Origin of the sequence: Clostridium zeae (assembly GCF_017312485.1) — a bacterium.
Taxonomy (GTDB): Bacteria; Bacillota; Clostridia; order Clostridiales; family Clostridiaceae; genus Clostridium_AR; species Clostridium_AR zeae.
The window spans coordinates 130,553-156,187 of sequence record NZ_BMBA01000002.1; the positions used below are offsets into that span (position 1 = coordinate 130,553).

8 protein-coding genes are annotated in these 25,635 nt (G+C 33.3%); all 8 read right to left on the bottom strand.

Annotation, left to right across the window (positions count from 1 at the left end):
* Positions 1 to 386: 386 nt before the first annotated feature.
* Positions 387 to 1,037: an SMI1/KNR4 family protein gene (locus J3477_RS10015; protein WP_206869823.1), complete on the bottom strand. Its 651-nt coding sequence runs from the start codon at positions 1,035 to 1,037 to the stop codon at positions 387 to 389.
* A 180-nt stretch (positions 1,038 to 1,217) separates the two neighbouring features.
* Complete coding sequence (locus J3477_RS10020) at positions 1,218 to 1,637, bottom strand: immunity protein PIM1 family protein (protein ID WP_206869824.1); 420 nt, start codon at positions 1,635 to 1,637, stop codon at positions 1,218 to 1,220.
* Positions 1,638 to 1,662: 25 nt separating this feature from the next.
* On the bottom strand, positions 1,663 to 21,042 hold the full coding sequence (locus tag J3477_RS10025; protein ID WP_206869825.1) for a fibronectin type III domain-containing protein: 19,380 nt from the start codon (positions 21,040 to 21,042) through the stop codon (positions 1,663 to 1,665).
* 615 nt (positions 21,043 to 21,657) lie between these two features.
* Positions 21,658 to 22,929, bottom strand: a complete 1,272-nt coding sequence (locus J3477_RS10030; protein ID WP_206870719.1) for a replication-associated recombination protein A — start codon at positions 22,927 to 22,929, stop codon at positions 21,658 to 21,660.
* A 569-nt stretch (positions 22,930 to 23,498) separates the two neighbouring features.
* The gene (locus tag J3477_RS10035) at positions 23,499 to 23,999 is read right to left on the bottom strand and encodes a flavin reductase family protein (RefSeq protein WP_206869826.1); all 501 of its coding nucleotides are present in this window, start codon (positions 23,997 to 23,999) and stop codon (positions 23,499 to 23,501) included.
* A gap of 22 nt (positions 24,000 to 24,021) precedes the next feature.
* Positions 24,022 to 24,690 carry a Type 1 glutamine amidotransferase-like domain-containing protein gene (locus J3477_RS10040; protein ID WP_206869827.1) on the bottom strand — a complete coding sequence of 223 codons (669 nt, stop codon included), beginning with the start codon at positions 24,688 to 24,690 and terminating at the stop codon, positions 24,022 to 24,024.
* 42 nt (positions 24,691 to 24,732) lie between these two features.
* A complete protein-coding gene (locus J3477_RS10045) occupies positions 24,733 to 25,038 on the bottom strand; it encodes a hypothetical protein (protein ID WP_200274132.1) in 306 nt (101 codons plus the stop codon).
* Between the two features lie 29 nt (positions 25,039 to 25,067).
* Positions 25,068 to 25,631, bottom strand: coding sequence for a DUF402 domain-containing protein (locus tag J3477_RS10050; RefSeq protein WP_206869828.1), 564 nt, complete (start codon positions 25,629 to 25,631; stop codon positions 25,068 to 25,070).
* Positions 25,632 to 25,635 lie beyond the last annotated feature (4 nt).

The following is a 25,635-nucleotide window of genomic DNA, read 5'->3' on the forward strand; positions in this document are numbered from 1 at the left end:
TATCGCTTTGAATATATAGTGATATGGATTCTCTGTAGTACTTGAAATTAGAGTTATCCTACCATCTTCTATAAATTCAAGTAAAGATTGCTGCTGCTTCTTATTGAAATTTTGAATCTCATCTTATGTGTAAAGCTTTTTGTGTTGAAAATTATTTGTATAAAATAGATTGATATTTTTGTAATAATCGCTTACATAAAAAAGAACTAGCTTACTTATTTTTCAGCTAGTTTATTTAGTACTTCTTTTACTTCATTATTACAATTATGCAATAGATCAATATATAATCTTTATGAACGTTCAGTATAAATACTTTTTACAACAATTTCATTAAAACATTAATATAATTATTATTTAACACAAACTTAGTATAAATTTGACGTTACTTACAGATACTCTTTCTCGATATTTCCATATTCATCATATGCTAACTTACACATAAATTCACTGAATGTCTTAGCTATTTGTGGAAGACATCTCTTTAGGTTATTATATGTTAATTCAATTGGCTCATCATCTTCATATTCATCTATTATATCTTCAGGAGCATCAACTATTTCAATGCATTCCAATTCATCATTATAAGCACAAAAATTATTTGATGCTATTAATACTGAAGGTTCATCATTACTTATATCATTAAAATCTAAACATATTATATTTCCTCCTATTGTTGTAGCTATAGCTATAACTCCATACTTTGTAAGATATAGACTTGGCTCTCCACTAGAATTTTCCTCTTTAATTCCTCTTAAACTTAATAATCGCACTCCGCTTTTTAACATCGGAACATTTTTAGGTTCATTTTCTCTGTAAAAAGTTTTAATACTTTTTGGTATCACTATTGATTTTAAATCTTCTAAATCATCTTCATTATAAAATTGAGAATTAGTACTTAATGTCTTATATAAATCAATTAAGTACTCTAGTTCATTATCTTCAGCTCTGCCAAATAATATATTAATATCCTCTTTTATTAACCCACTTTTAAGAAAAGTATCTTTAAATTTATCAATAATATTTTGATAGTTCTCCATTTTTTAGTCCTCCTTGTATTGAAAAAATCTATTATCCAAAAACAAGCGACATAATAGTTTCAAAGTTAAATGGTAGTAATGGCTTTAGCCATTACTACCATATTTAACATTGATATAGTACTGAATAGATTTATATTCAAATTTTAAAACTAAATTATTTAAAATCTGTAGAAAACCTTACTATTTTAATACAATCTCATATAACTGTCCTTTTAAAGGTTCCAATACACTGTGTGGTATTTTTCCTTCTACATAATGATAAGCAAGTGCATTTACCCAGTTATCATTATAATCTATCAATAAAGCTTCTGCTATAAGTCCAAAATCATCTGATATATAGCCAGCAAGATCAGAAGATTGAGTAGCTTTATATGTTGATTTATACGATATTTCACGAATAGAGTCCACTAATTCTTTTACTTCTGGAGTTTTCAAGTTTTCATTTTTCCTTATTTTATTATAGTTTCTTATCCACTCACTATCAAAAACATCCATTTCTCTACCATCAAGTATGAAATCTGCATCATTATTTGTAAAACTATCCTCTGAAAGTAAAACACCAGTCAATAATAATCGCTTTAATTGTTGTAACTTATCCATAGTAAAATCCCCTTTATATAAATAACTATTTTTTAATTTGTTTCTCCCATAATCCATTCTCCTGAAGCCAATTTTGCATAAGATCAACTGCATCATATGGAGTTACGTTCTCGCCTAACGTATGGGTGTTATTAGGCGAACGAACATCTACTTTTATATCACCAAGATCCTTATATGCATTTCTATATGCATCGAATAATTCTGTGTCAGTACCTTGAAAATCTCCTTGCCTAGGTCCAACAAATTCCCTTTCAGCATTGTGAAGTCTCCAATGATCATGCCCAGGATCGGCTCCTCGTGAGAATAATGTTGGTCTTGTTTTATCATCTCTACCAACCTCAAATATTCTTCCTCTTGATTTTCTAACTGCTGGAACATGATGACCAGATTCACCAACTGCAATTCTTTTAACTTCCTCATCTTCAGTAATTGCCTTTTTTGACACACTAGAACTAGCTAAGCTCTCATCTCTCTCCTGCATAACCTTCAAGAAGTTCTTCTGAATATCATTCTTTTCAACATTCATATACTCTGAAGCCTGGTTCAATGCTTTAGATGGAAGTTTTCCCATTCCTTCTACTGCAAGTTGAGGACTGAACAAGTTATTTTCACTTAAGTTAAGCTTAATTGAATCAAACTTATTCTTTATGCTATTTAGAGATTTTTCTGCTGTTTGTGCTACTTTCTCTTTTACTGCTGAAAGTTTGTTCTTAAGTGAACCTACAGCATCATCTACTTTTCCTAGGATTGCTTTTCCTGCCTTTGTATTAGCGAACAACTTACCTACAAGTTTTCCTCCAACTTCGGTAGCTACACCTAGTACACCAGATACTGCCGCTTCTTTCCAATCAACTTTAGATTTTGATATATATTGATTAGCTACATTTCCTACAAATGATGCTGCTCCAACAGCTCCTGCTGACGCTAATAGAGATAAACCTCCAGTTGCTGCAGCAGCTCCTCCAACTACGGCACCTTCAACAAAAGCACCTGCATAGCTCTTCCAGCCACTATTTATCTTACCGTCATCCATAAAATCAGAAACAAGATTTGCTCCTGCTCCTATTATTCCACCAACTAAAGCTCCTATAGCTATATGAAGGAAATGACCTGTAGGATCATCATGCTTTATTGGCTCGTTTTCACAGTAAGTGTAAAGATTTAAGCTAAGTGGATCATTTATATCTCCTGAATAACTATCTTCTTGAAGGAATCTTCCTGTACTTGGATCGTACATTCTTGCTATAACATAATAAGTTTTTGTTTCTTTATCATATTGATAGCCTGCATATCTATATGGGTTGTCCATATTTTCGTTAGACTCTGTGATATTACCAAAAGCGTCATAGTAGTAGCTATTTAGCACTGTTCCATCTTGCGCTATAAGCTTTGTAGTATCTGCATGTCCATTATAGAGATAGTAAGCTTTATTACTATCTGTTATTCTTTCAAGCAGGTTTATTCCGTAGATGTTTCTGGCAATTAAATTACCATTTCCATCTAATTCTAACACCACTTTATCTGAAGAATAAAGATATTTTGTAGAAGAATTTCCTACTTGCTTTTCTACTCTTAGACCTTCTCCATTATAGATATTCTTAATAGTTGTGTTATCTGGAGTAGTTGTTTGTATTAATTGATTTAAGCTGTCATATACATTGGTAGTTAACATAGATGACTGTAATATACCATTTAGATAATCATCTACTTTTGAAGTCAACTGATTTCCATTGTTGTCATAGGTGTACGAAGTGTTTTCAACAGTAACTGTATTTAAACTAACGATTATACTTAAAAGTCTATTTAAAGAATCATAAGTATAAGTCTTAACTGTAGTATTTGAACCTTCTACAACTGTTTCAGTATTTCTGTTTCCAGCTGAAGTATAGGTATAAGTTGTAACCTTACCACTTGGTTCTGTTACTGTCTTTAATCTGTTTAACTCGTCATAGGTATATCTTGTAGTTCCCTTGATATCAGTCTTTGAAAGCATATTATGAGCATTGTCATAAGTATAGCCGTAGCTTTCAATCACTGTTCCATTTGCTGCTTTATTTGCAAGAGTTCTTAATAGGTTATCCTTGTAGTAAGTGTATTCTTCACTATAACCATTTGGATATACTACGCTGTATAAGCTTCCATTATCGTAATAGTTGTAGGTAGTTGTGTCAGTGCCTGCTATTACCTTTTTGATTCTTCCAGCTTTGTCATATATCTTTAATGTTATATTACCCTTTGGATCTGTTTCTGACTCTCCAAAGTTTCCTGTGTCTAACCCATTTATACCTGAGAATATATCATATTTATAAACAATTGTTCCAACAGTTGGTACTGACTTTGAAGTAACTCTATTAAGTTCATCATAGGTTCTTGTAGTAGTACCTGTTGCATCTGTAATACTAATTTGATTTCCATTATCATCATAGCTAAAGGAATTAGTTATGCTTCCTATAGTTTCTGAAGTTTTTCTTCCATGGATATCATAAGTGTAAGTTGAAGTTACTCCGTTTCTATCAACCTTTGTTCTTAAATCACCACTTGCATAATAAGTGTAGCTTTCTGTCTTTGAAGAATCGTAAGTGTAGCTTCCGCTACTTCCTGTTCTTCCTCCGTGGAAAATCTTTCTTATTAGCTTGTTTGCCACATTGTACTCAAAGGTTGTTGTATTGCCTTGTGCATCTACCTGAGTAAGCATGTTGCCATTTAGATCATAGGTATAGTTTGTTATTTCACCTTTAGCATTCTTTACTGATACCAATCTATTGTACTGATCATAACTGTAGTAAGTTGTATTGCTATCACCATCTGTCTTCTGGTCAATATTTCCTACTTCATCGTAATGTTGAAGTGTAATGTGACCTTCTGGATCTACAGTTTTTATGAGTCTATTATTTTTGTCATAATAGTACAAAGTAACATTTTGAAGGGCATCATAAGATTTTGCTTGTGTTCCATTGTGGTAGTATTCTAACTTCTGTACTAGCTTATTATCTTGGTCGTATTTTTCAACAACTCTATCTAAAGCATCATAAACATAAGTTTTCTCATTGCCCAGCCAATCAATCTCTTTTAATAGATTGCTATTCTTATCGTAGATATAGCTGGTTGTATGCTTAACTTTATTTCCACTACCGTCGGTAACATAGATTGTACTAGTTACTAATCTGTTTAGTTCATCATAGGTATTTTCAGTAACTGTGCCATTGGCGTCAGTTAGGAATCTCTTGTTGCCATTCTTATCATAGGTTGTTGCAACCTCTATAGCTTCAGTTCCATCTACCTTTTCTTCTGTGGAGGTGAGTTCTCTTCCTGCACTGTCGTAGGTGTAAATATTGGCTCCCCCTAGAGAATCCTGCTTTCTAATTACTCTTCCAACAGTATCGTATTGGTAGATAACATAATAGGCTGCTATAGTGCTGTCACCTGGATAAGTTACCTTCTTTATCTTACCAAAACCTGTATACTCGTAAGTTGTTATATTTCCATTACCATCAGTTGCAGTAACCACATCTCCAGTATTATTGTAGGTGGCTGAACTTACAGTGACCTCTGCTTCTGAAGCAAGTCTCTTTATGGTTGTTCTTGTAATATTGTTTGCGTCATCATAGTACCAGGTTGTAACCTTACCTTTTCCATCAGTTTCAGTTATCTTTCTTCCTGTTCCATCGTAAGTATATTTCTTAGTATAAGGAAGTAACCTATCTTGTGAGTCTGCATCTAATACTGTTAATAGCTTGTTTGCTAGATTATAAGAATAAATCTTTCCATAACCAGAATTTATCTTATCATCAATTGCACTTCCTGCACCTGCTTCATAGCCAGCTGCATCTAATTCTTTAACCACGTTTCCGTTGTTATCGTATTTGAAAGCTGCTGAAGTTATGGTTACAAAGCTATTACTTACTTTATCAAAGTAAACTGAAACCTTTGTTTTTACTCTATCCATAAGATCATAGTTGTACTCTGTTCTACTTAAGTTTTGTAAAGTTTTACTTGAATCATAATTGTTTGGTGATACTTCTGCTATTTTTCTTCCTGCTAAGTCATAGTAGTATGCAGTGGTATTACCCTTAGCATCCACCATCTTTACAAGGAAGCCTCTTGCATCATAAACATAAGTTGTAGTATTACCATTTCCATCGGTCTTCGTAAGAACTTTTCCTTCCCAGTTATAAGTTTGAGAAGTTGTTATAGTTACGTCGTGACCATTTTCATCTTTTCCTTGCTGTGAAGTACTTAAAATTCTTCCTAGTTTATCATAAGTGTAGCTAACTACTGAATTATCAGGGTAAGTTTCTGTTAAAACATTACCTTCCTTATCAAAAGTATAAGTAGTTGTTAGTATTAAATCTGAGTTGTTAGTATATGCATTAGTGTAAATATCACCTGCATAAACATGAACCTTCATTGTAGTAGGCTTACCAAATTCATTGTTAGTATATTCTGTAACCCTATTTGTATTATCATCTACTTTAACAACTTTTGATGAGATGTTTCCATCCTTATCATAGGTGTATTCCAGTCTTCTACCTGCACTATCACTTTGAGCCTTAAGATTACCATTATTATAGTATTCATAAGCTGTGGTGATGAAGGTTTGTGGAATTCCATCCTTAACTACTGTAGTTTTACCAAAGCTTTCTTTTGTCTTTCTACCAGCTTTATCGTATTCTACTGCAGTGTAGCTGTAATAAACAGTACCATTTACATTTTCAAAAGGTGTCCATATAGCAATTAATCTATTTAAACCATCATATTTATAATAGGTTACATTGCCATTAGCATCTTTTGAAGAACTTAAAGTTCCATTTGAATTATAAACCTTAGTTGATGTTGTGTTATCTGGATTTTGTATACTTGTAACTCTTCCTACATAATCAAAGGTTGTTATGGTCTTTACGGAAGTAGTTGCATTAATATACTTTGTTTCAGTCTTTGTAGTGCCTCCATTTGTAAGGATTCCATAAGCATATTCTAAAAGAAGCTGCTCTGAACTTGCTGTATCTGCTTTAAAATAAATCTTTGAAACTCTGTTCATAACATCATATACATATCTGTATACAGCTCCATTTGCCTTAGTTTCAGTAAGCTTATTGCCATATACATCATAGGTATAAGTTGTTGTATTGTTTTCAGCATCTGTTGCTGCTTTCACTTTTCCATTTGAATAGTAAGTGTATCTTATACCAGCATCAGCTGAATAATCATGATTACTTAAATCATCCTTGCTTGAATCATATACATTAGCTGAAATAACCTTTATCACTCTTCCTAAGGAATCATATACGGTTCTTGTAACTGAAGAATGATTTAAAATTGTCTTTTCTACATTTCCATTATTATCATAGAAATATTCAGTTAAATATCCTTGTGGAGAAGTAGCCTTTGTCTTCCAACCGATTGAATTGTATTCGTAAGTTGTAGTGTTATTTTCTCCATCTGTTACTGTAAAGACATTTCCATAGGAGTCATAGGTATAGGTTGTTCTGCCTCCCATTGGATCAATTGCTTGTTTCAAAAGACCTTTAGCTCTATAACCAAGACTTTGAGCTTCACTATCAGAGTAGTAACTATACTGAGTTATAGCAAACTTAGTTTGATCTGCTGAGTCACTATAAATGTCTGTACCATTTAAAGGTCTTGCTTGCTTAACCATATTTATACCATTGCTGTCGTAAATATAGAAAGTAAGATTTCCGCTTTCATCTTTTTCTCTAATTACATTGTTTTTGCTGTCATAACCATACTCTTTGTAGCTTCCATCTGGGTTTGTAACCTTTGTTATATTTCCAACTGAATCTCTTTCATATCTAGTTACCCCACCATTACGATCAGTTAGAGTTTTTTGTTCATTGAAGTTATTCACCCCTGAAGAATCCTTATTATATTCATAAGTAGTCACTTTGCCTTCAGCATCTGTACTACTTATAATATTGAAGGAACTGTCAAAGGTTTGAATAGTCTGTCTTCCATTAGAATCTGTTATTGTGGTCTTTAAGTGAATAGTATCATAACTGTAAGTTAACACATTTCCGTATTGATCTATTGTATGATCAACCTTGTCTTGGTTTTGACCTGGATTGTGGTTATAAGTTATTGATTCTATTAAGCTGTTGTCATATGCTCTTATTTCAGTTAAGAATCCATAAGAATCATAAGCGTAAGTGGTAAAATGATTCATAGGATCAGTTACTTTAACAAGTTTTTTGTTGTCATATTCGTATTTTACTACTCTTCCTAAACAATCTGTTATGGTGCTTATTAAACCTGAATCGTTATAGGAAATAGTGTAGCTTCTTCCTACTTCATCAGTTAAGCTAGTCACTTTTCCATTGCTGTCAACATTGATAGCCGTTGTGTTACTATTTTTATCTTTAACCCATATTAGGTATCCATTACTGTTGAAACCATAACTATGCTGGTCCTTTGTTGCAAGGATATAACTTCCATCTCCTTGCTTAGTTAAGGTGTTTCTAGAATCCATTGCAGTAAAAGTACCGTCAGCGTTTATCTTAAAGGTTTGAGCACTACCGTCTGGAAGTCTTACTACTTTTGTACTGATGTTTCCACTAAAGTCAGTAATAGAACACTCATAGCTAAAGCTCCAGCCCTTACCAAATCCAGTAGTCTCTCTTATATCTTTAGAGTTATAGGTTCTTATAAATTCTGCATCTGAACCATCATTTCCTGTCTTTAAATCTGTGAAGCTCTTAGCGAAATTACCTGTTGGTCCATATGCTCCATCTCCAGTCATTAAACCGAAGTTTGTATCTATCTTATAATTCTCTATCAGGTACCTCCATGAAGGTATTGTATTAAAGACATAACCTGTAGCCAATGGTTTCGTAGTAATCAATATATTAAAAATAGATGTAGGCGCTGTTGCAAAAGAAATATATTGTACTGATGAACCACTTAGAAGAACTATATGATTATCCGTTGTCCAAAAATTACATGGAGCTGAAATTTGTATTTGAGTAAAATTACCCTTTACTTCTAAAATTCCAGCTGTAAGCATACCTAAATGATTTGTCCTAGATTCCATTATAAAATTACCCTGTACTTGTACATAATCTGCCGAGTCGGTCATATATAATAATCCATTTGAATTTGTCCCATTAGAAACTTTATAGTTACCTGTTATTATTAATAACCCCTTATTAATAGTGACAGTTCCTCCTAGCTGATCAAAATTACCATGTACCTCAAATCTGTGACCATTTAAGTTTAAGCTGTCACCGTCATGCATTGTGAAATCTCCATTGATTACAGTATCTTGTCCTAAGCTTAATACTAAGCAAGTAGAAACAGTTAATACATTACTGTCACTTGATACATTTCCACCTAAATCTCTAGCTCTTACAGTAAATAAATATTGAGTATTTGCTTGTAACCCAGTACATGTATAGCTAGTTGTTGTAGAACTTCCAACTTTACTTCCATTGCAGTATATGTCATAACCAGCCAAGGTACCATTATCTGTTGAAGCAGACCATGATAAAGTAATACTATTTCCTGTCCTTGCTGTATACTGAAGATTAGTTGGATTACTTGGTGGCACATTATCGCCAGCTGTTATTACACTTAATTCACTACTAGCATCTGATAAATTGTTGGCTTGATCTTTTGCTCTAACTGTATATTTATATTCAGTGCTTGGTGAAAGTCCACTATCTGTAAAAGTTAGAACATTACTTGCAACATCGGCAATCTTTGTTCCATTTCTGAATATTTGGTATCCCAGTACAGAAAAATTATCCGTAGATGTAGCCCAAGAAATTGTAATTGAACCTTCGGATTTACTAGTTACATTCAAACTAGCTGGTGCAGTTGGTTTTTCTGTCTCTGGAACCACTATTAAGAAGCTATAGTTTCCTGAATTGTAATATGAAACTTTTAGATAATATCTTTCTCCTGCCTTTAAAGTTACTGCACTAGTAGAACTATTACCTGATGTTAATAACGTTCTATTCTTATCATATATATACAAATACTCACTATACGCACTAGTTATCTTAACCGTATATTGCCCATCATTAGGTGCTATAAAGATGAAATAGTCATTGTCATTTGAATAATTCATATTTGCTGACTTAACTTTACCTGGATCAATACTTGTTGCAGTATCAAAATCATCTCCATAATCATCATCATAGGTAGTAACAGAAATGCCATTGCTATCACCAGATGTATTACCGCCTAAATCTTTTGCTCTCACAGTGAAGGTATACAGTGTATTTGGTTGAAGCCCTATGCAGGTATAACTAGTTGATGTTGAATTTCCAACTTTAGTTCCATTGCAATATATATCATATGATGCAACAGTTCCGTTATCTCTTGATGCACTCCATGTTATAATTACACTTCTTCCAGTTTTAGAACTATATGAAAGACCACTTGGATTAGTTGGTGGTATATCATCTGCATTAGTGATTGCACTTATTGAATCACTTAACTCTGATAAATTATCAGCTTGATCTTTTGCTTTTATTGTATAACTATAAGTTGTATTAGGTAGTAGCCCTGAATCTTTATAGCTAGTTATATCTCCTACTACCGTTCCAACTTTGACTCCATCTCTATATATTTCATATGCTATTACAGAATAATTATCTGTAGCTGGTTGCCAAGAGATAGTGATTGAATCAACAGTTTTATTAGTTATGTTTAAGCCAGTTGGTACTGTTGGCTTTTCTGTTTCTGGTACAGTAATTAATAGGCTATAACTTCCAGTACCGCTATAAGAAATTCTTAAGTAATACGTTTCTCCGCTAACTAGTGTTGCAGAACTTATAGTCCCACTACCAGATGTCATGACATTTTTATTTTTATCATACAGATATAGGTTTACATTTGCTCCATTAATTACTTTAATATTAGACGTTCCACTGCTTAGTGCATTAAAAGTCAGATAATCGTAATCACTAGAGTAATTAATGCTTCCTGATTTAATCTTTCCTAGTTCTAAACTAGTTGCAGTATCAAAGGTATCTCCATAATCATCATCATAAGTGGTAACAGTAATACTACTACTATTTCCCAAAACACCGTTGTCAGTACCAATTGCTTTAACTATTAACTTATAGACAGTGTTTGGTCTAAGGGCTGTACATATAAAACTTGTGGTTTTTGTGCTTCCAAGATTAATACCATTTCCATATATCTCATACCTATCTACAACACTAGTACCTGTTGTAACACTCCATGAAAGACCTATAGTCCAACCTGTTCTTGAAGTATTTGATAGATTTGTTATTGATACATCACTCTTATCTGTAGAAACAGCTAATTCACTACTTAAATCTGATAAATTATCTGCTTGATCCTTAGCTTTAATTGTATATTTATATTGTGTATTTGCTGATAGTCCTGTATCAGTATAGCTAAGAATATTGCTTACAACTGTTGTTATTTTTACACCATCTCTATAAACTTCATATCCAGCTACAGAGTAATTATCTGTTGAAGCTGACCATGAAATTGTAATAGAACCTAATGATTTATCTACAATGCTTAAATTTGATGGTGCTGTCGGCTTCTCTGTATCTGGTACTACTATTAAGAAGTTGTAAGCTCCTGTATTGTAATAAGGTACTTTCAAGTAATATCTATCTCCAGCTTTTAAAGCTGAAGCTGTTAGCGTGTTATAACCAGAAGTCACGCTGGTTCTATTTTTATCATATAGATATAAATATTCACTAGATCCACTTGTTAGCTTTATGATATATTGTCCATCCACAGGTGCTACAAATGTAAAGTAATCTGCATCATAAGATGTTTCAATGCTTGCAGATTTAGTTTTTCCTGCATCTATACTAACTGCAGTATCAAAGCTATCTCCACAATCATCAGCATAAGTTGATATTATTACACTATTACTGTATGCTGACAGATTACCTCCTAAATCTCTTGCTTTCACTGTAAATATATATTCAGTATTTGGATTAAGGCCAGTGCAAGTATAACTTGTTGTAGTAGAGCTTCCAACCTTAATGCCATTGCAGTATATATCATAGCCTGCAAGTGTTCCATCATCCGTTGATACTCCCCAAGTTAAATTTATTGTCCAACCTGTCTTTGTTGGTGCTGTAAGGTTAGTAGGATTGGTTGGTGGAGTGTTATCTATGTCTGTGGTAACACTTAATTCACTACTTTCATCGGATAGATTATCTGCTTGATCTTTTGCTTTTACTGTGTATTTGTATGCTGTATTTGGTGCAAGTCCGGTATCTGTATAACTTGTAACATTATCCGCTACTGCTGCTACCTTCACTCCATCTCTATATACCTCATATCCTGATACTGCTATATTATCTGTTGATGCTGTCCAAGATATTGAGATTGAACCTATTGACTTACTTACTAAACTTACGTTAGTTGGTGAAGTGGGTTTTTCTGTTTCTGGTACTATTATTATAAAGTTATAAACTCCTGTGTTGTAATAAGGTATTTTTAAATAATATCTGTCTCCAGCTTTTAATGCTGTTGCTGTTAGTGTGTTGTAACCTGAAGTCAAGCTATTTCTATTCTTATCATATAGATATAGATATTCACTCGCTCCACTTGTCATTTTTATGACATAAGTTCCATCTAGTGGTGCTATAAAAGTAAAATAGTCTACATCGCCTGAATAGTTTATATTGGCTGACTTTATCTTACCAGGATCTACATTTGTAGCAGTATCAAAACTATCACCATAGTCATCACTATAGGTTGAAACCGTTACGCTATTACTATCACCTGATATATTGCCACCTAAATCTCTTGCCTTTACTGTAAATATATATTGAGTATTTGGAGTAAGTCCAGTACAAGTATATGACGTTGTAGTAGAACTTCCAATCTTACTTCCATTACAATATATATCGTATCCAGCAACAGTTCCGTTATCTGTTGATGGTCCCCAAGATAAGCTTACTGTCCAACCTGTCTTTGACGGTGCTACTAGGTTAGTCGGATTTGTCGGAGGAATACTATCCACATCTGTAGTAACACTTAGTTCACTACTTGCATCAGATAGATTATCTGCTTGGTCTTTTGCTTTTATTGTGTATTTGTACTCAGTATTTGGGATAAGCCCTGTATCTGTATAGCTTGTAACATTATCTGCTACTGCTCCTATCTTTAATCCATCTCTATATATCTCATATCCTGATACAGCTATATTATCTGTTGCTACTGTCCAAGATATTGAGATTGAGCCTATTGACTTACTTACTAAACTTACGTTAGTTGGTGAGGTTGGCTTTTCTGTTTCTGCAACTGTAATCATTAACTTATACTCACCAGTACCAGTACTACTATAATGTCTTACCGCAATATAATATCTATGACCAGAAGTCAATGTAGTATCAATTTGGAAATTAGCTCCTTCGCCATTATCATCGTCACTTTTTATAAGATTTTTATTTTCATCATAAATATATCCATAGGTATCCATTGATGAAATAGAAATTATCCTATAGGAAGAATCCATTGGTGCTATAAAGGTAAAGTAATCGTAATCTCCTGAATAATTTATTGTTCCTGATTTTGATTTACCTATATCTACATTTGTAGCAGTACCAAAACTATCTCCATAATCATCACTATAGGTTAAAACAGTTACACTATTGCTGTCACCTGACATATTTCCACCTAAATCTCTTGCTTTTACTGTAAATATATATTGAGTATTTATATTAAGCCCTGTGCAAGTATAACTAGTTGTAGTAGAACTTCCAATTTTACTTCCATTACAATATATATCGTATCCAGTAACAGTACCGTTATCTGTGGATGCTCCCCAAGATAAGTTTACTGTCCAGCCTGTTTTTGATGGTGCTGCAAGGTTAGTCGGATTTGTCGGCAGAATACTGTCCACATCTGTAGTAACACTTAACTCACTACTTACATCAGATAGATTGTCCGCTTGGTCTTTTGCCTTTATTGTGTATTTGTACTCAGTATTTGGGATAAGACCACTATCTGTATAACTTGTAACATTATCTGCTACTGCTGCTATCTTCACACCATCTCTGTATATCTCATATCCTGATACAGCTATATTATCTGTTGACGCTGTCCATGATATTGAGATTGAGCCTATTGACTTACTTACTAAACTTACGTTAGTTGGTGAGGTTGGTTTTTCTGTTTCTTGTACTACTATAATGAAGTTGTAAACTCCTGTGTTGTAATAAGGTACTTTCAAGTAATATCTGTCTCCAGCTTTTAATGCTGATGCTGTTAAAATATTGTAACCTGAGGTCAAGCTATTTCTATTCTTATCATATAAATATAAATTTTCACTAACTCCACTTGTCAGCTTTATAACATAAGTTCCATCTAGTGGTGCTATAAATGTGAAGTAGTCAACATCACCTGAATAGTTTATATTTGCTGACTTTATCTTACCAGGTTCTACGTTTGTAGCAGTATCAAAACTATCTCCATAATCATCACTATAGGTTGAAACCGTTACAGAATTACTATCACCTGATGAGTTTCCACCTAAATCTCTTGCTTTTACTGTAAATATATATTGAGTATTTGGAGTAAGTCCTGTACAAGTATAACTTGTTGTTGTAGAACTTCCAATCTTACTTCCATTACAATATATATCGTATCCAGTAACAGTGCCGTTATCTGTGGATGCTCCCCAAGATAAGTTTACTGTCCATCCTGTTTTTGATGGTGCTGCAAGGTTAGTCGGATTTGTCGGAGGAATACTATCCACGTCCGTAGTAACACTTAATTCACTACTTACATCAGATAGATTGTCTGCTTGGTCTTTTGCTTTTATTGTGTACTTATACTCAGTATTTGGGATAAGCCCTGTATCCGTATAGCTTGTAACATTATCTGCTACTGTTGCTATTTTCACACCATCTCTGTATATCTCATATCCTGCTACAGCTATATTATCTGTTGATGCTGTCCAAGATATTGATATTGAACCTATTGACTTGCTTACTAAGCTTACGTTCGTTGGTGCGGTTGGCTTTTCTGTATCTGGAACCACCACTAAAAAGTTGTAATTTCCGGTGTTATATCCATAGATTCTTACGTAGTACTTCTGTCCACTTACTAGCGATACAAGATTCGTTGAATTATAATTTCCAGCTACATAGTTTCTATTTTTATCGTATAGATAAATATATTCCCCTATTCCGTTGGCTATTTTTATTATATATTGTCCATCTCTTGGCGCTATAAAACTGAAATAATCGTCATCATAATAGTAGTTTGCCATAGCTGACTTAATTTTACCTGGATCTATATTTGTAGCAGTATCAAAACTGTCACCATAATCATCACTATAAGTTGAAACTATTAAGCTATTACTATCACCTGATATATTACCTCCTAAGTCTCTTGCTTTTACTATATAGGTATATTGGGTATTTAAATTAAGTCCCGCACAAGTATAACTAGTTGTAGTAGAACTTCCAATTTTACTCCCATTACAATATATATCATATGCAGCAAGGACTCCATTATCTGTTGATGCTCCCCACGATAATCCAATTGTCCATCCAGTTTTTGATGTCCATGTAAGGTTAGTTGGACTCGTTGGTGGAATGTTGTCTCCATCTGTAGTAACACTTAGTTCACTACTTACATCAGATAAATTATCTGCTTGGTCTTTTGCTTTTACCGTGTATTTGTATTCTGTATTTGGTGCAAGTCCTGTATCCGTATAGCTTGTAACATTATCTGCTACTGTTGCTATCTTTACACCATCTCTATATATCTCATATCCTAATACAGCTATATTGTCTGTTGATGCTGTCCATGATATGGAAATTGTTCCAATGTTCTTACTAACTAAACTTACATTAGTTGGTGTTGTTGGCTTTTCTGTATCTGGAACCACCACTAAAAAGTTGTAATTTCCAGTATTATATCCATAAATTCTTACGTAGTATCTCTCTCCACTTAATAGCGCTACAGGATTCGTTGAATTATAATTTCCAGCTATATAGTTTCTATCTTTATTGTATAGATAAAGATATTCCCCTATTCCGTTGGTTATTTTTATTATATATTGTCCATCTCTTGGCGCTATAAAACTGAAATAATCATCATCATAATAATAGTTTGCAGTAGCTGACTTAACTTTACCTGTATCTATATTTGTTGCAGTATCAAAACTGTCACCATAGTCATCATTTAAAGTTTTACCAGTTACACTATTACTTTCTTCAGATATATTACCACCAGAATCTCTTGCTTTTACTTTAAATACATATTCAGTATTTATCTGAAGTCCTTCGCAAATATAGCTTGTTGATGTAGAACTTCCAATCTTATTTCCATTGCAATATATATCATATCCTGCAAGGGTTCCATTATCAGTAGACGCATTCCAAGATAATGTTATTGACCATCCTTTTGTACTTGTAACAACCAAACCTGAAGGTGCAGTTGGTGGAACAGTATCGATTGATGTTGTTGCATCTACACCTAAACTTGCATCTGATAAGTTGCTAGAAGTATCTACTGCCTTAACAGTATAAGTATAGGTAGTGCTTGATGATAGACCGGTGTCAGTATAAAATAATTCACTTGTTGTTCCTACTTTAACACCATTTCTATAGATTTCGTACCCTGATATACCATAGTTATCTGTAGCCGCATTCCAGGATAAAGATACTGATGTCAAGGTTGAGCTTGTTACTTGTACATTGCTTGGTACTGTTGGTGGCTGAGTTTCGGCAACCTTAATTGAATACCTAACTATTCCTCCAATCGAATATATACCTGGCAATATATAGTAAGTTTTATTTGCAGTAGCATCTATAGATAGAATATAGTAACCTCCACTACCTACATAATTACTAGGTACATAATTACCATTTTCATCATATATGCCCATGCTATAACTACAAGATCCTGAAATAATATTTAGTATTGCATTATATTTTCCAGCGTCTGTAGTTGTGAATTTGAAATAATCCTTATCGTTATCATAGTCTTGTTGCCCATCATAGAAACTTGCTATTTGTATAGCTGTAGCTGTACTAATACTATCTCCATGATCGTCATTATAAGTAGTGGAAGATAAACTACTGCTATTGTCTGATCTATTACCTCCAAGATCATATGCTTTTATTGTAAATACATATTCCGAGTTTGGTTGAAGTCCAGTACAGGTATAACTTGTAGTTGTAGAACTTCCAACCTTAGTTCCATTACAATATATATCATATCCGGCAACTGTTCCGTCATCTGTTGATGGACTCCATGATAAGCTTATAGCCCATCCGGTTTTAGAACTAACTGCAACATTAGTTGGGGCAGTTGGTGGCACAATATCAGAATCAGTTGTGACACTTATCTCATTGCTTACACCTGACAGATTACCTGCTTGATCTTTTGCTTTAACCGTATATTTATACTGTGTTGCAGGCAGAAGTCCTGTATCAGTATAACTTGTTATATTATCTTCTACTGTTGCTACTTTTAATCCATCTCTGTATATCTCATATCCCAATATAGCTATATTGTCTGTTGCTGCTGTCCATGAGATAGTAACTGTTCCTGCAGATTTGCTAAGCACACTTACACTTGATGGTTTAGTTGGATTTACTGTATCTAGAACTGTTATCAAAACCTTGTAATCTCCAGTTCCACTACTAAAGTGTCTTGTCGCAATGTAGTATCTGTGTCCAGAGATTAAATCGGCAGTTATCTGAAAATTATAATCAGCACCATTATCGTCATCATAAGTTATAAGATTACCATTTTCATCGTAAATATATCCGTAAGTATCCATATTAGATATGGTGGTTATTGTATACGAAGAACTTATTGGTGCTATAAAAGTAAAATAATCATAATCCCCTACATAGTTTATAGTTGCCGATTTTGTCTTACCCAAATCTATTGAAGTAGCAGTGCTAGTACTATCTCCAAAATCATCTGAATATGTAGTAGCAGTTACACTATTACTTTCTCCAGATTCATTTCCTCCAATGTCCCTAGCTTTTACTACAAACGAATATTGGGTAGTAAGCTGAAGCCCTGTGGCAGTGTAACTAGTTGTGGTGGAACTTCCAACTTTACTTCCATTGCAATATATATCATAGCCAGCTATTGCACCGTTATCTGTAGATAAACTCCATGATAAATTTATATACCAACCACCAACTGAACTTATTATAAGATTACTTGGATTAGTTGGAGGTACAGTATCCGCATCAGTTGTAACACTGAGTTCACTGCTTGCATTTGATATATTTCCTGCCTGATCCTTGGCCTTTATAGTATATTTATACTGCGTATTAGGATTTAGACCTGAATCTGTATAGCTAGTAACATCCGAACCCACAGATGCAATTTGTATGCCATCTCTAAAAATGTCATATCCAACCACTGCAATATTATCAGTTGATTGATTCCATGATATAGCCACTTCTGAAATAGAATGGCTTGTCACAACCAAATTACTCGGTACAGTTGGAGGTTGAGTTTCAGCATTTGTTTTTACTACTAATGCTGCGCTAGCTGAAGATGTATTATTAGCTAAATCTCTGGCTTTTACAGTTAAACTGTAACTTGTATCTGGGCTTAATCCATTAACAGTATAGGTTGTTTCTCCGTTAGTTTGTCCAACTTTTGTAGTTCCTTTATATATATCATAAGCAACTACTCCAACATTATCTGTAGAAGCTGTCCATGATAAACTTATTGACGCGTAGTCCTTTGATACAACCGTCAAATTAATTGGAGCTGTTGGAGCTGTTGTATCAGCTGTAGTTGTCACCGATAAACTAGTACTAGCCTGTGATAAGTTCCCTGCAGCATCCTTAGCTTTTACAGTAAAACTATATGCTGTATTAGGTGTTAGTCCACTTACCGTATAGGTTAGTCCATTAGTTTCTCCAACTTTTGTTGAACCTTTATATATCTCATATCCACTTACAGCAATATTATCAGTTGCAGCTGCCCATGATAAATTAACTGATATACATGTCTTACTTACTACATTTAACGAGGTAGGAGCTGAAGGTGCAGTTGTGTCTGCTAAAGTCGTAACTGTTAATGAGTTACTTGAAGCTGATGTATTTCCTGCTGCATCCCTTGCTTTTACAGTAAATTGATGACTTGTATTTGGGGTTAATCCACTTACAGTATAAGTAGTAGTATTAGTGGTGGAACCAATTTTTGATGTTCCATCATAAACATCATAACCTGTCACAGCAATATTATCAGTTGATGCCGTCCATGATAAACTCACAGAAGTATATGAATTATTACTAGCTACTAGATTTGTAGGTGCATTTGGAGCTGTGGTATCTGCTAAAGTTGTAACTGCTAATGAGTTACTTGAAGCTGATGTATTTCCTGCTGCATCCCTAGCTTTTATGGTAAAAGTATAGCTAGTGTTTGGTAAAAGTCCAGTTACTGTATAAGTTGTTGCAGTGGTAGTTGATCCTACCTTCGTACTTCCATTATACACATCATAGCCTGTAACACTTACATTATCTGTTGCTGCTGCCCATGACAAACCTACTGAAGTACAAGATTTAGTACTTGTCGTTAAATTTGTAGGGGCTGATGGTGCAGTTGTATCTGATGATGTCGTAACTGTCAGTGTATTACTGGCAGCTGAAGTGTTTCCTGCTGCATCTCTAGCTTTTACTGTAAAACTATAGCTAGTATTAGGTAAAAGTCCTGTAACAGTATAAGTTGTTCCTGTTGTAGTAGAACCAACCTTTGTGCTTCCATTATATATATCATAAGATGTAACCTTTACATTATCCGTAGATGCATTCCATTTTAGATTTACTGAATTATAGGTTTTAGATACTAATGCTAAACTGCCAGGAGCTGTTGGTGCAGTTGTGTCTGCTGCGGCTTGTACCACAGCATTTTGAACCTGAGTATCTGATGCTAAGTTCATATCTACATGAATAACTTCTGCTGTGTTTTCAGCTACTTGGTATCTAGGAACACTAACCTGACTAACCTGATTTCCAGTATTACTTTGTTCAATGCTTTTATTTTTTGAAAGCGTTTGAGTGCTTATCTTTTCACTCCATTCACTATTTCCGCCTGAATTCTTAGCTCTAACTCTATAATAGTGTGTAGAAGCTTCTTTAAGCTGAGTATTTACATATTTTATATTTATACCTACATCTATAACCTTTCCATCTACCTCAAGATCATAGCCTGTAGCACCCGTAACCATATCCCAAGCTGCAACTATACAGTCTGATGATACTGCATTAGCATTTAAGTTTTTAGGTATATTTGGTGCCTTTAACTTAGTAAATCCAGTAATAAGCGAACTCCACGCCCCTATAATGTACTTTGTTTTACCTCTAACTCTATAGGTATGGCTTGTCCCCTGAAGAAGATCAGTTTGAGTATAGGTATTTTCTTTTAAATTACTTATAATATTACCATCGACCTCAATATCATATAATTCTGCATTCTTTGAAGTATCCCAGTTTACTGTTATGCTATTTTCAGCTGATTTCAACGTGATATTAGAAGGTACTGTAGGTAAACTTATCTCCTTACTTGCATCATTTGTTAATTTTACTTCTGGCTGTGTTGGAATCTTTATTTTTATACCAGAACTCCATTCACTAACTCCACCTGAATTTTTGGCTCTTACAAAATAGGTGTGTTCATCGTTTACTGATATTCCTTTATGAGTAAACTCGTTACTGGTTCCATTATCAATAAGTTTGTTATCAGCGACAACTTCATATCCCTCTGCCTTATCTGATTTATCCCAAACTATTGTAATGCTGTTATTATTAATGCTCTTGAGCTTCAGATTCTTTGGAGTATCAGGTGAATTTGGAAAAGTGGTAACTTCATATCCACTACTCCAATCACTTTCTCCAAGCTCATTTTTAGCCCTAACCCTAAACGTATGCTTTGATTCTGGATCAAATCCTCCCCTTACAAAACTTGTATTGGATTTAGATTCTATAACTTTTCCATCTACTTCAACTTCATATGACTTAGCACCTAGTTCTTCGCTCCAAGACATTGCGACAGTAGAGTTGGTTACATTAATAATCTTAAAATCCTTAGGTGCATATGGTTCCATAATTTGAGCCTTAACACTTAGTTCAGAACTCCATTCACCCGTTCCATTTTTGTTTTTTGCTCTTATCCTATAGACATGGCTCGAACCAGGAATAAGATTATCCTGTCTATAAGAAGTCTTAGTACCCATAGGAATAATCCTACCGTCTACTTCGAGATCACATCCATCTATCCTATCTGTCAACTGCCAACTGAGCTCAATTGCAGTGATGGAAGCTTCTGCCTTGAAATTTAATGGTGGTGAAGCTTTTATCACTTCTGCTCGAACCAAAGCTGGCTGACAAATAGATAAGAACATGACAAGAGCTGTGAAGATTGATAATGTAAATCTTCCCTCTCTTTTTCTTACCAAAATTATTCCTCCTTATAATGATAAATCCTTCTCTTTAATCTAATATTTTTGATTTCATAAGAGCCATTACCTAAATAATTCACTTGCAGATTTTTAATCTAAAAGAAATTATCATTAGATGTACCGCTTAAGCATTAAAATTATCTTTTCACAGTATCTCCACAAAGTATGTTGAAGCACTTAAAATACATTTTAAACATATTGATACATCTTAAATCATAAAATATCATCATTGAGAATATTTACCCTTTTATTTGTAACTTCAAAAATTCTTATTATAATAATTAGATATTTTAACAATATCAAATTATTACTTTAATAAGTCAATGACGTTACACAACACATTATATCTTCCTATTATTTTCCATGTAAATAGTTTTTATGTAATATTATTGTAATTATTTATATTTTTTACATTTTAAATTTACAATTTAATTTAGCTTGATTTCGTCTAGTAAATATCTATAGTTTTAATGTTATAAATTGTAGAATTTCATCAGTTATTTGACCCAAATTATGATAATTTAAATATATATTTTGTGGTTTTGCCCTTTAATTTTACACATAAAAAATAGCCTCAACTTTAATTTAGTTGAGACTATTTTAAACAAAACACTATTCCTTTACCTTCTTCCAATAATCAAATATAACCTTCTCATTCTTATTCTTTCCTGGTACATAATAATTTCTGCTTTTTAAGTTATCTGGAAGGTATTGCTGCTTAATATAATTATTTTCATAGTTATGAGGATACTTGTATTCTATTCCTCTTCCTAAAGCCTTTGCTCCACTATAATGAGCATCCTTTAGATGGACTGGTATATCCCCAATGTTCACCTGTTCTATATCTTGAAGTGCAGCATCAATAGCACATACAACAGAGTTAGACTTTGGTGCTGTTGCTAAAACTAAGGTCGCTTGCGCTAGTGGAATCCGTGCTTCTGGAAAGCCTAGCATATTAGCTGAATCGACACAAGCTTTAACTATCATCGCTGCATTTGGATATGCGAGACCGATATCTTCAGATGCAATTACCATGAGTCTTCTACAGATTGATTGAATATCTCCAGCTTTAACGAGCCTTGCTAAATAGTGAACTGCAGCATCTGCATCGCTACCTCTAATGGATTTTTGGAAGGCACTTAAGATATCATAGTGACTATCACCTGACATATCGTAATTAAACACCTTGCTTTGAGTACAATCTCTAGCAACTTCTTCATCTATTAATATAACACCTTCACTACTCGGATTGGTTGAATTTATAGCTACCTCTAAGCCATTTATAGCCTTTCTTACATCTCCATTTGAAGATGCTGCAAAGTAATTTAATGCTTTATCATCAACTTCTATGGTAGTACTCTTATGATCTTCCTTTAATATATCTACAGCTCTTACTAATGCTTTTATAACATCGCTATCTTGCATTGTTTTAAACTCAAATACAGTAGATCTACTTATTATCGCTTTAAATATATAGTGATATGGATTCTCTGTAGTACTAGAAATAAGAGTTATTCTACCGTCTTCTATAAATTCAAGTAAAGATTGCTGCTGCTTCTTGTTGAAGTTTTGAATCTCGTCTAAATACAGAACTACCCCATTGAGCCCATCGAAACTATCAAGCCCTTCTATTATTTGTTGTATATCCTTTATGGAAGCATTTGTTGCATTTAATTTATAAAATTTCTTCTTTGCTTTTGCAGCAATTATATTTGCAACAGTAGTCTTACCTACCCCTGGTGGCCCGTAAAAAATCATATTTGATATGGTTCCACCTTCTACTATTCTATTTAGTATCTTACCTTTTCCTAAAATATGTTGTTGCCCAACTACCTCTTCTAAAGTCGCTGGTCTTATTCTATCTGCCAATGGTCTATACACAATACTCACATCCTACTTACATTTGTTTATAAAAATGGGCTGTTAAAGCACGGTTTTGAAATTAAATTGTTATTCATCCGATGCTTTAATGAGCCTTCGCAAAGAATTTAATTTCAACAGTAATCTTAAACATATCCTATAAAAATTGAATAAATAACTCCAACTTCCTGCAAACCCGCATTTTTCCTGTAAATTTATAACTTTTTATATTTTTATGATTTTACCTTTTTAAATTTTTATATTTTTATAAAGTTTATAACTTTTCCAAACAAGAACAATTTCAATTTTTTAATAGAGGTGTTGCTATAAAGATATTATTTCATATTAAAACAATGCTCCACAACATTACTATCCAATCGTATTGAAATACTTGCCCTTCAATTATAGGACTTTTTCACTGGTAATTTCAATTACTAATTTACTAAAGTGCGCAGAGCTTCTTTAATATTTCTATAGTATACATGTTGTCTAAATTACTTCGTACTAAATTTTAACTAAGCAAAAATCCTTATAAAGACAAAATAACTTACCACAACACCAATGTGATAAGTCATCTATACATTATTCTAATTCTATTTTTCGTAGCAAGAAACTATTTCTCCATAATACATGGTGTGATAGTCGCCTTTTGCGTATGATCTTTCTTTAACTTCTGGGCTAACAAAACTTTCATCCATATCCTGCTTGTAAACTATCTTACATTCATAATACATATTGCAGCCATCAACCACAGGACTTTCAACCTCATTTGAAGGTACAAACTTAATTCCTGCTTCAGCTACTTTGTCTATATCTCTTCCTGATTTAGTTCCGCATATCCCAAGTACAGCTTTCATTTCCTCTCCGTAAGGTATGCTTATTGTAAAACTATCTGCTTTTTCTATTAATTCGTGAGTAAATCTTGATTTTCTAACTAAGGCTGTTAAACTTGGTTTTCCCCATATAAAACCTATGCTTCCCCAGCTTATAGTCATTGTATTAACCTTTTCTCCTGATTTTACAGTAAGAAAAGCTCCTCTTTTATGTAATTTTTCCATTCCTTTTTCAAGGTTTGTTATAAAATCAACTGACATTTTTTGTCCTCCTCTTATGTTCTTAGAATACTTTGTAGTTACCTTTATATACTGAAACAGATCCATTCTTTATATTTATTATATCTCCATAAAATTCAACTTTATCCCCTAATAAAGATACTCCATAGCCATCATTAAACGCAAAGATGTTTTTATCTGTGTTTATTGTATAATCTATAAGTTTAGGCAATAACACTTTATTTTCCTGCCAATGAGGTAAAACTTCAAACTTAGTTAATGAAAAGCCTCTTGTTTGAAGAGCCTCATAAGAATTTTCATAAATAAGTGATGATAAAGAAATATCTTGTGTTAAAAGTATGCTGCCCCCGCCTACTCCAACAATTATTCCATTTCTCTTTGCAAACTCCTTTAGAGCTTCTGTAAGCTTTCTTTTTCTTAAAAGTAACAAGAATTTATACGTATTTTCCCCTGATAGATATATAACATCTGAATTTAGAAGCTTTGTTATTAGCGCAGGATTGTACTGCGCTGCAAGATCAAAATACAGTATGTCACCATAACCAAGTTCGTTATAAAACTCAGAAAGCTCCTTATAGTATACAATACTTTTTTCAGAGGAAGATGGTATGTATGCAATTCTACCTTTTCCTTTTTTTATCTCACTGATAAGAGCCTTGTTTAGAGGGTTCTCTTTATCAGTGCTTTGTTTTCCCATTAAGAATAATTTCATAATGTTTACCCCCTAGTCCCCAAAATTTCGTTTATTGCTACGTTATTGATTGTAGATTCTTCCTTTATAATACTCTTCATTATCATCTTCAAATATATCAATTTCAATATAAGCCCCTTCAAGTGCTGAAACAGTATACTCTATAGTAAAGCCTTCTATATTAACTGTCTCAATTTCATATTTTTCATTCATACAGGTTGCCAAAGTCATATATTGGTCTTCTTCACTATCATATATAGAATTCACCTTTAGTATTTTAAAAGTTGCTTTCTTTATATAGGTGTAATTATTCTCATCTCTATAATTGTCTTTTCCATTAGTATCTTTGAAAAACGAATTATTAAACATGGACACCTCCAAGATATTATATGTTTATTTTAGGCTTCACAGCTAAGCTGCTTTTTAGAGTTACAATCTCCTAAAATCCTTTTTAGCATACCTCTACTTAAAGTTATTAATTTGTCTATAGATACAATTTGTTCTAATATTTTTATCTCCCTATAAGCCTTATCATACTGGCACAGATTAATCTCATTATCATATAAAGCTTTCTTAATTTCTTCCTCACCCAGCACTTTTTTAAGCCCATCAGGAAGAACAAGTAAACTTAATATAAGGTCTTCAAACATCAAACTTATTTTACCATCAACTTCATTATTATCTATTATGTGAAATTCCCACTGAAGTATTTCATCTTTATCGTCAAGTATAGTTATGAGATTATAATTTGCATTTAATGGAGTAATCTGAAGCCATTTATATTCATTATCCATTATTTTTATTTTTTTGTCATCTACACTTCTAAAAATGGCTTCACTCACCTTGTGAATTGATGCTAAGTGAACGTAACCATTAAATTCTTCTGTATTTATAAAAGAAACTCTAAAGTCCACATCTTTTATTTGACTATAATCCAGTTTTTGTTCAAAATTCCTCCTCATTATA

Bases quoted from the DNA above. Each gene is read 5' to 3' on its own strand.
- J3477_RS10015 (WP_206869823.1), bottom strand. From the start codon at position 1,037: ATGGAGAACTATCAAAATATTATTGATAAATTTAAAGATACTTTTCTT.
- J3477_RS10020 (WP_206869824.1), bottom strand. From the start codon at position 1,637: ATGGATAAGTTACAACAATTAAAGCGATTATTATTGACTGGTGTTTTA.
- J3477_RS10035 (WP_206869826.1), bottom strand. From the start codon at position 23,999: ATGTCAGTTGATTTTATAACAAACCTTGAAAAAGGAATGGAAAAATTA.
- J3477_RS10040 (WP_206869827.1), bottom strand. From the start codon at position 24,690: ATGAAATTATTCTTAATGGGAAAACAAAGCACTGATAAAGAGAACCCT.
- J3477_RS10045 (WP_200274132.1), bottom strand. From the start codon at position 25,038: ATGTTTAATAATTCGTTTTTCAAAGATACTAATGGAAAAGACAATTAT.
- J3477_RS10050 (WP_206869828.1), bottom strand. From the start codon at position 25,631: ATGAGGAGGAATTTTGAACAAAAACTGGATTATAGTCAAATAAAAGAT.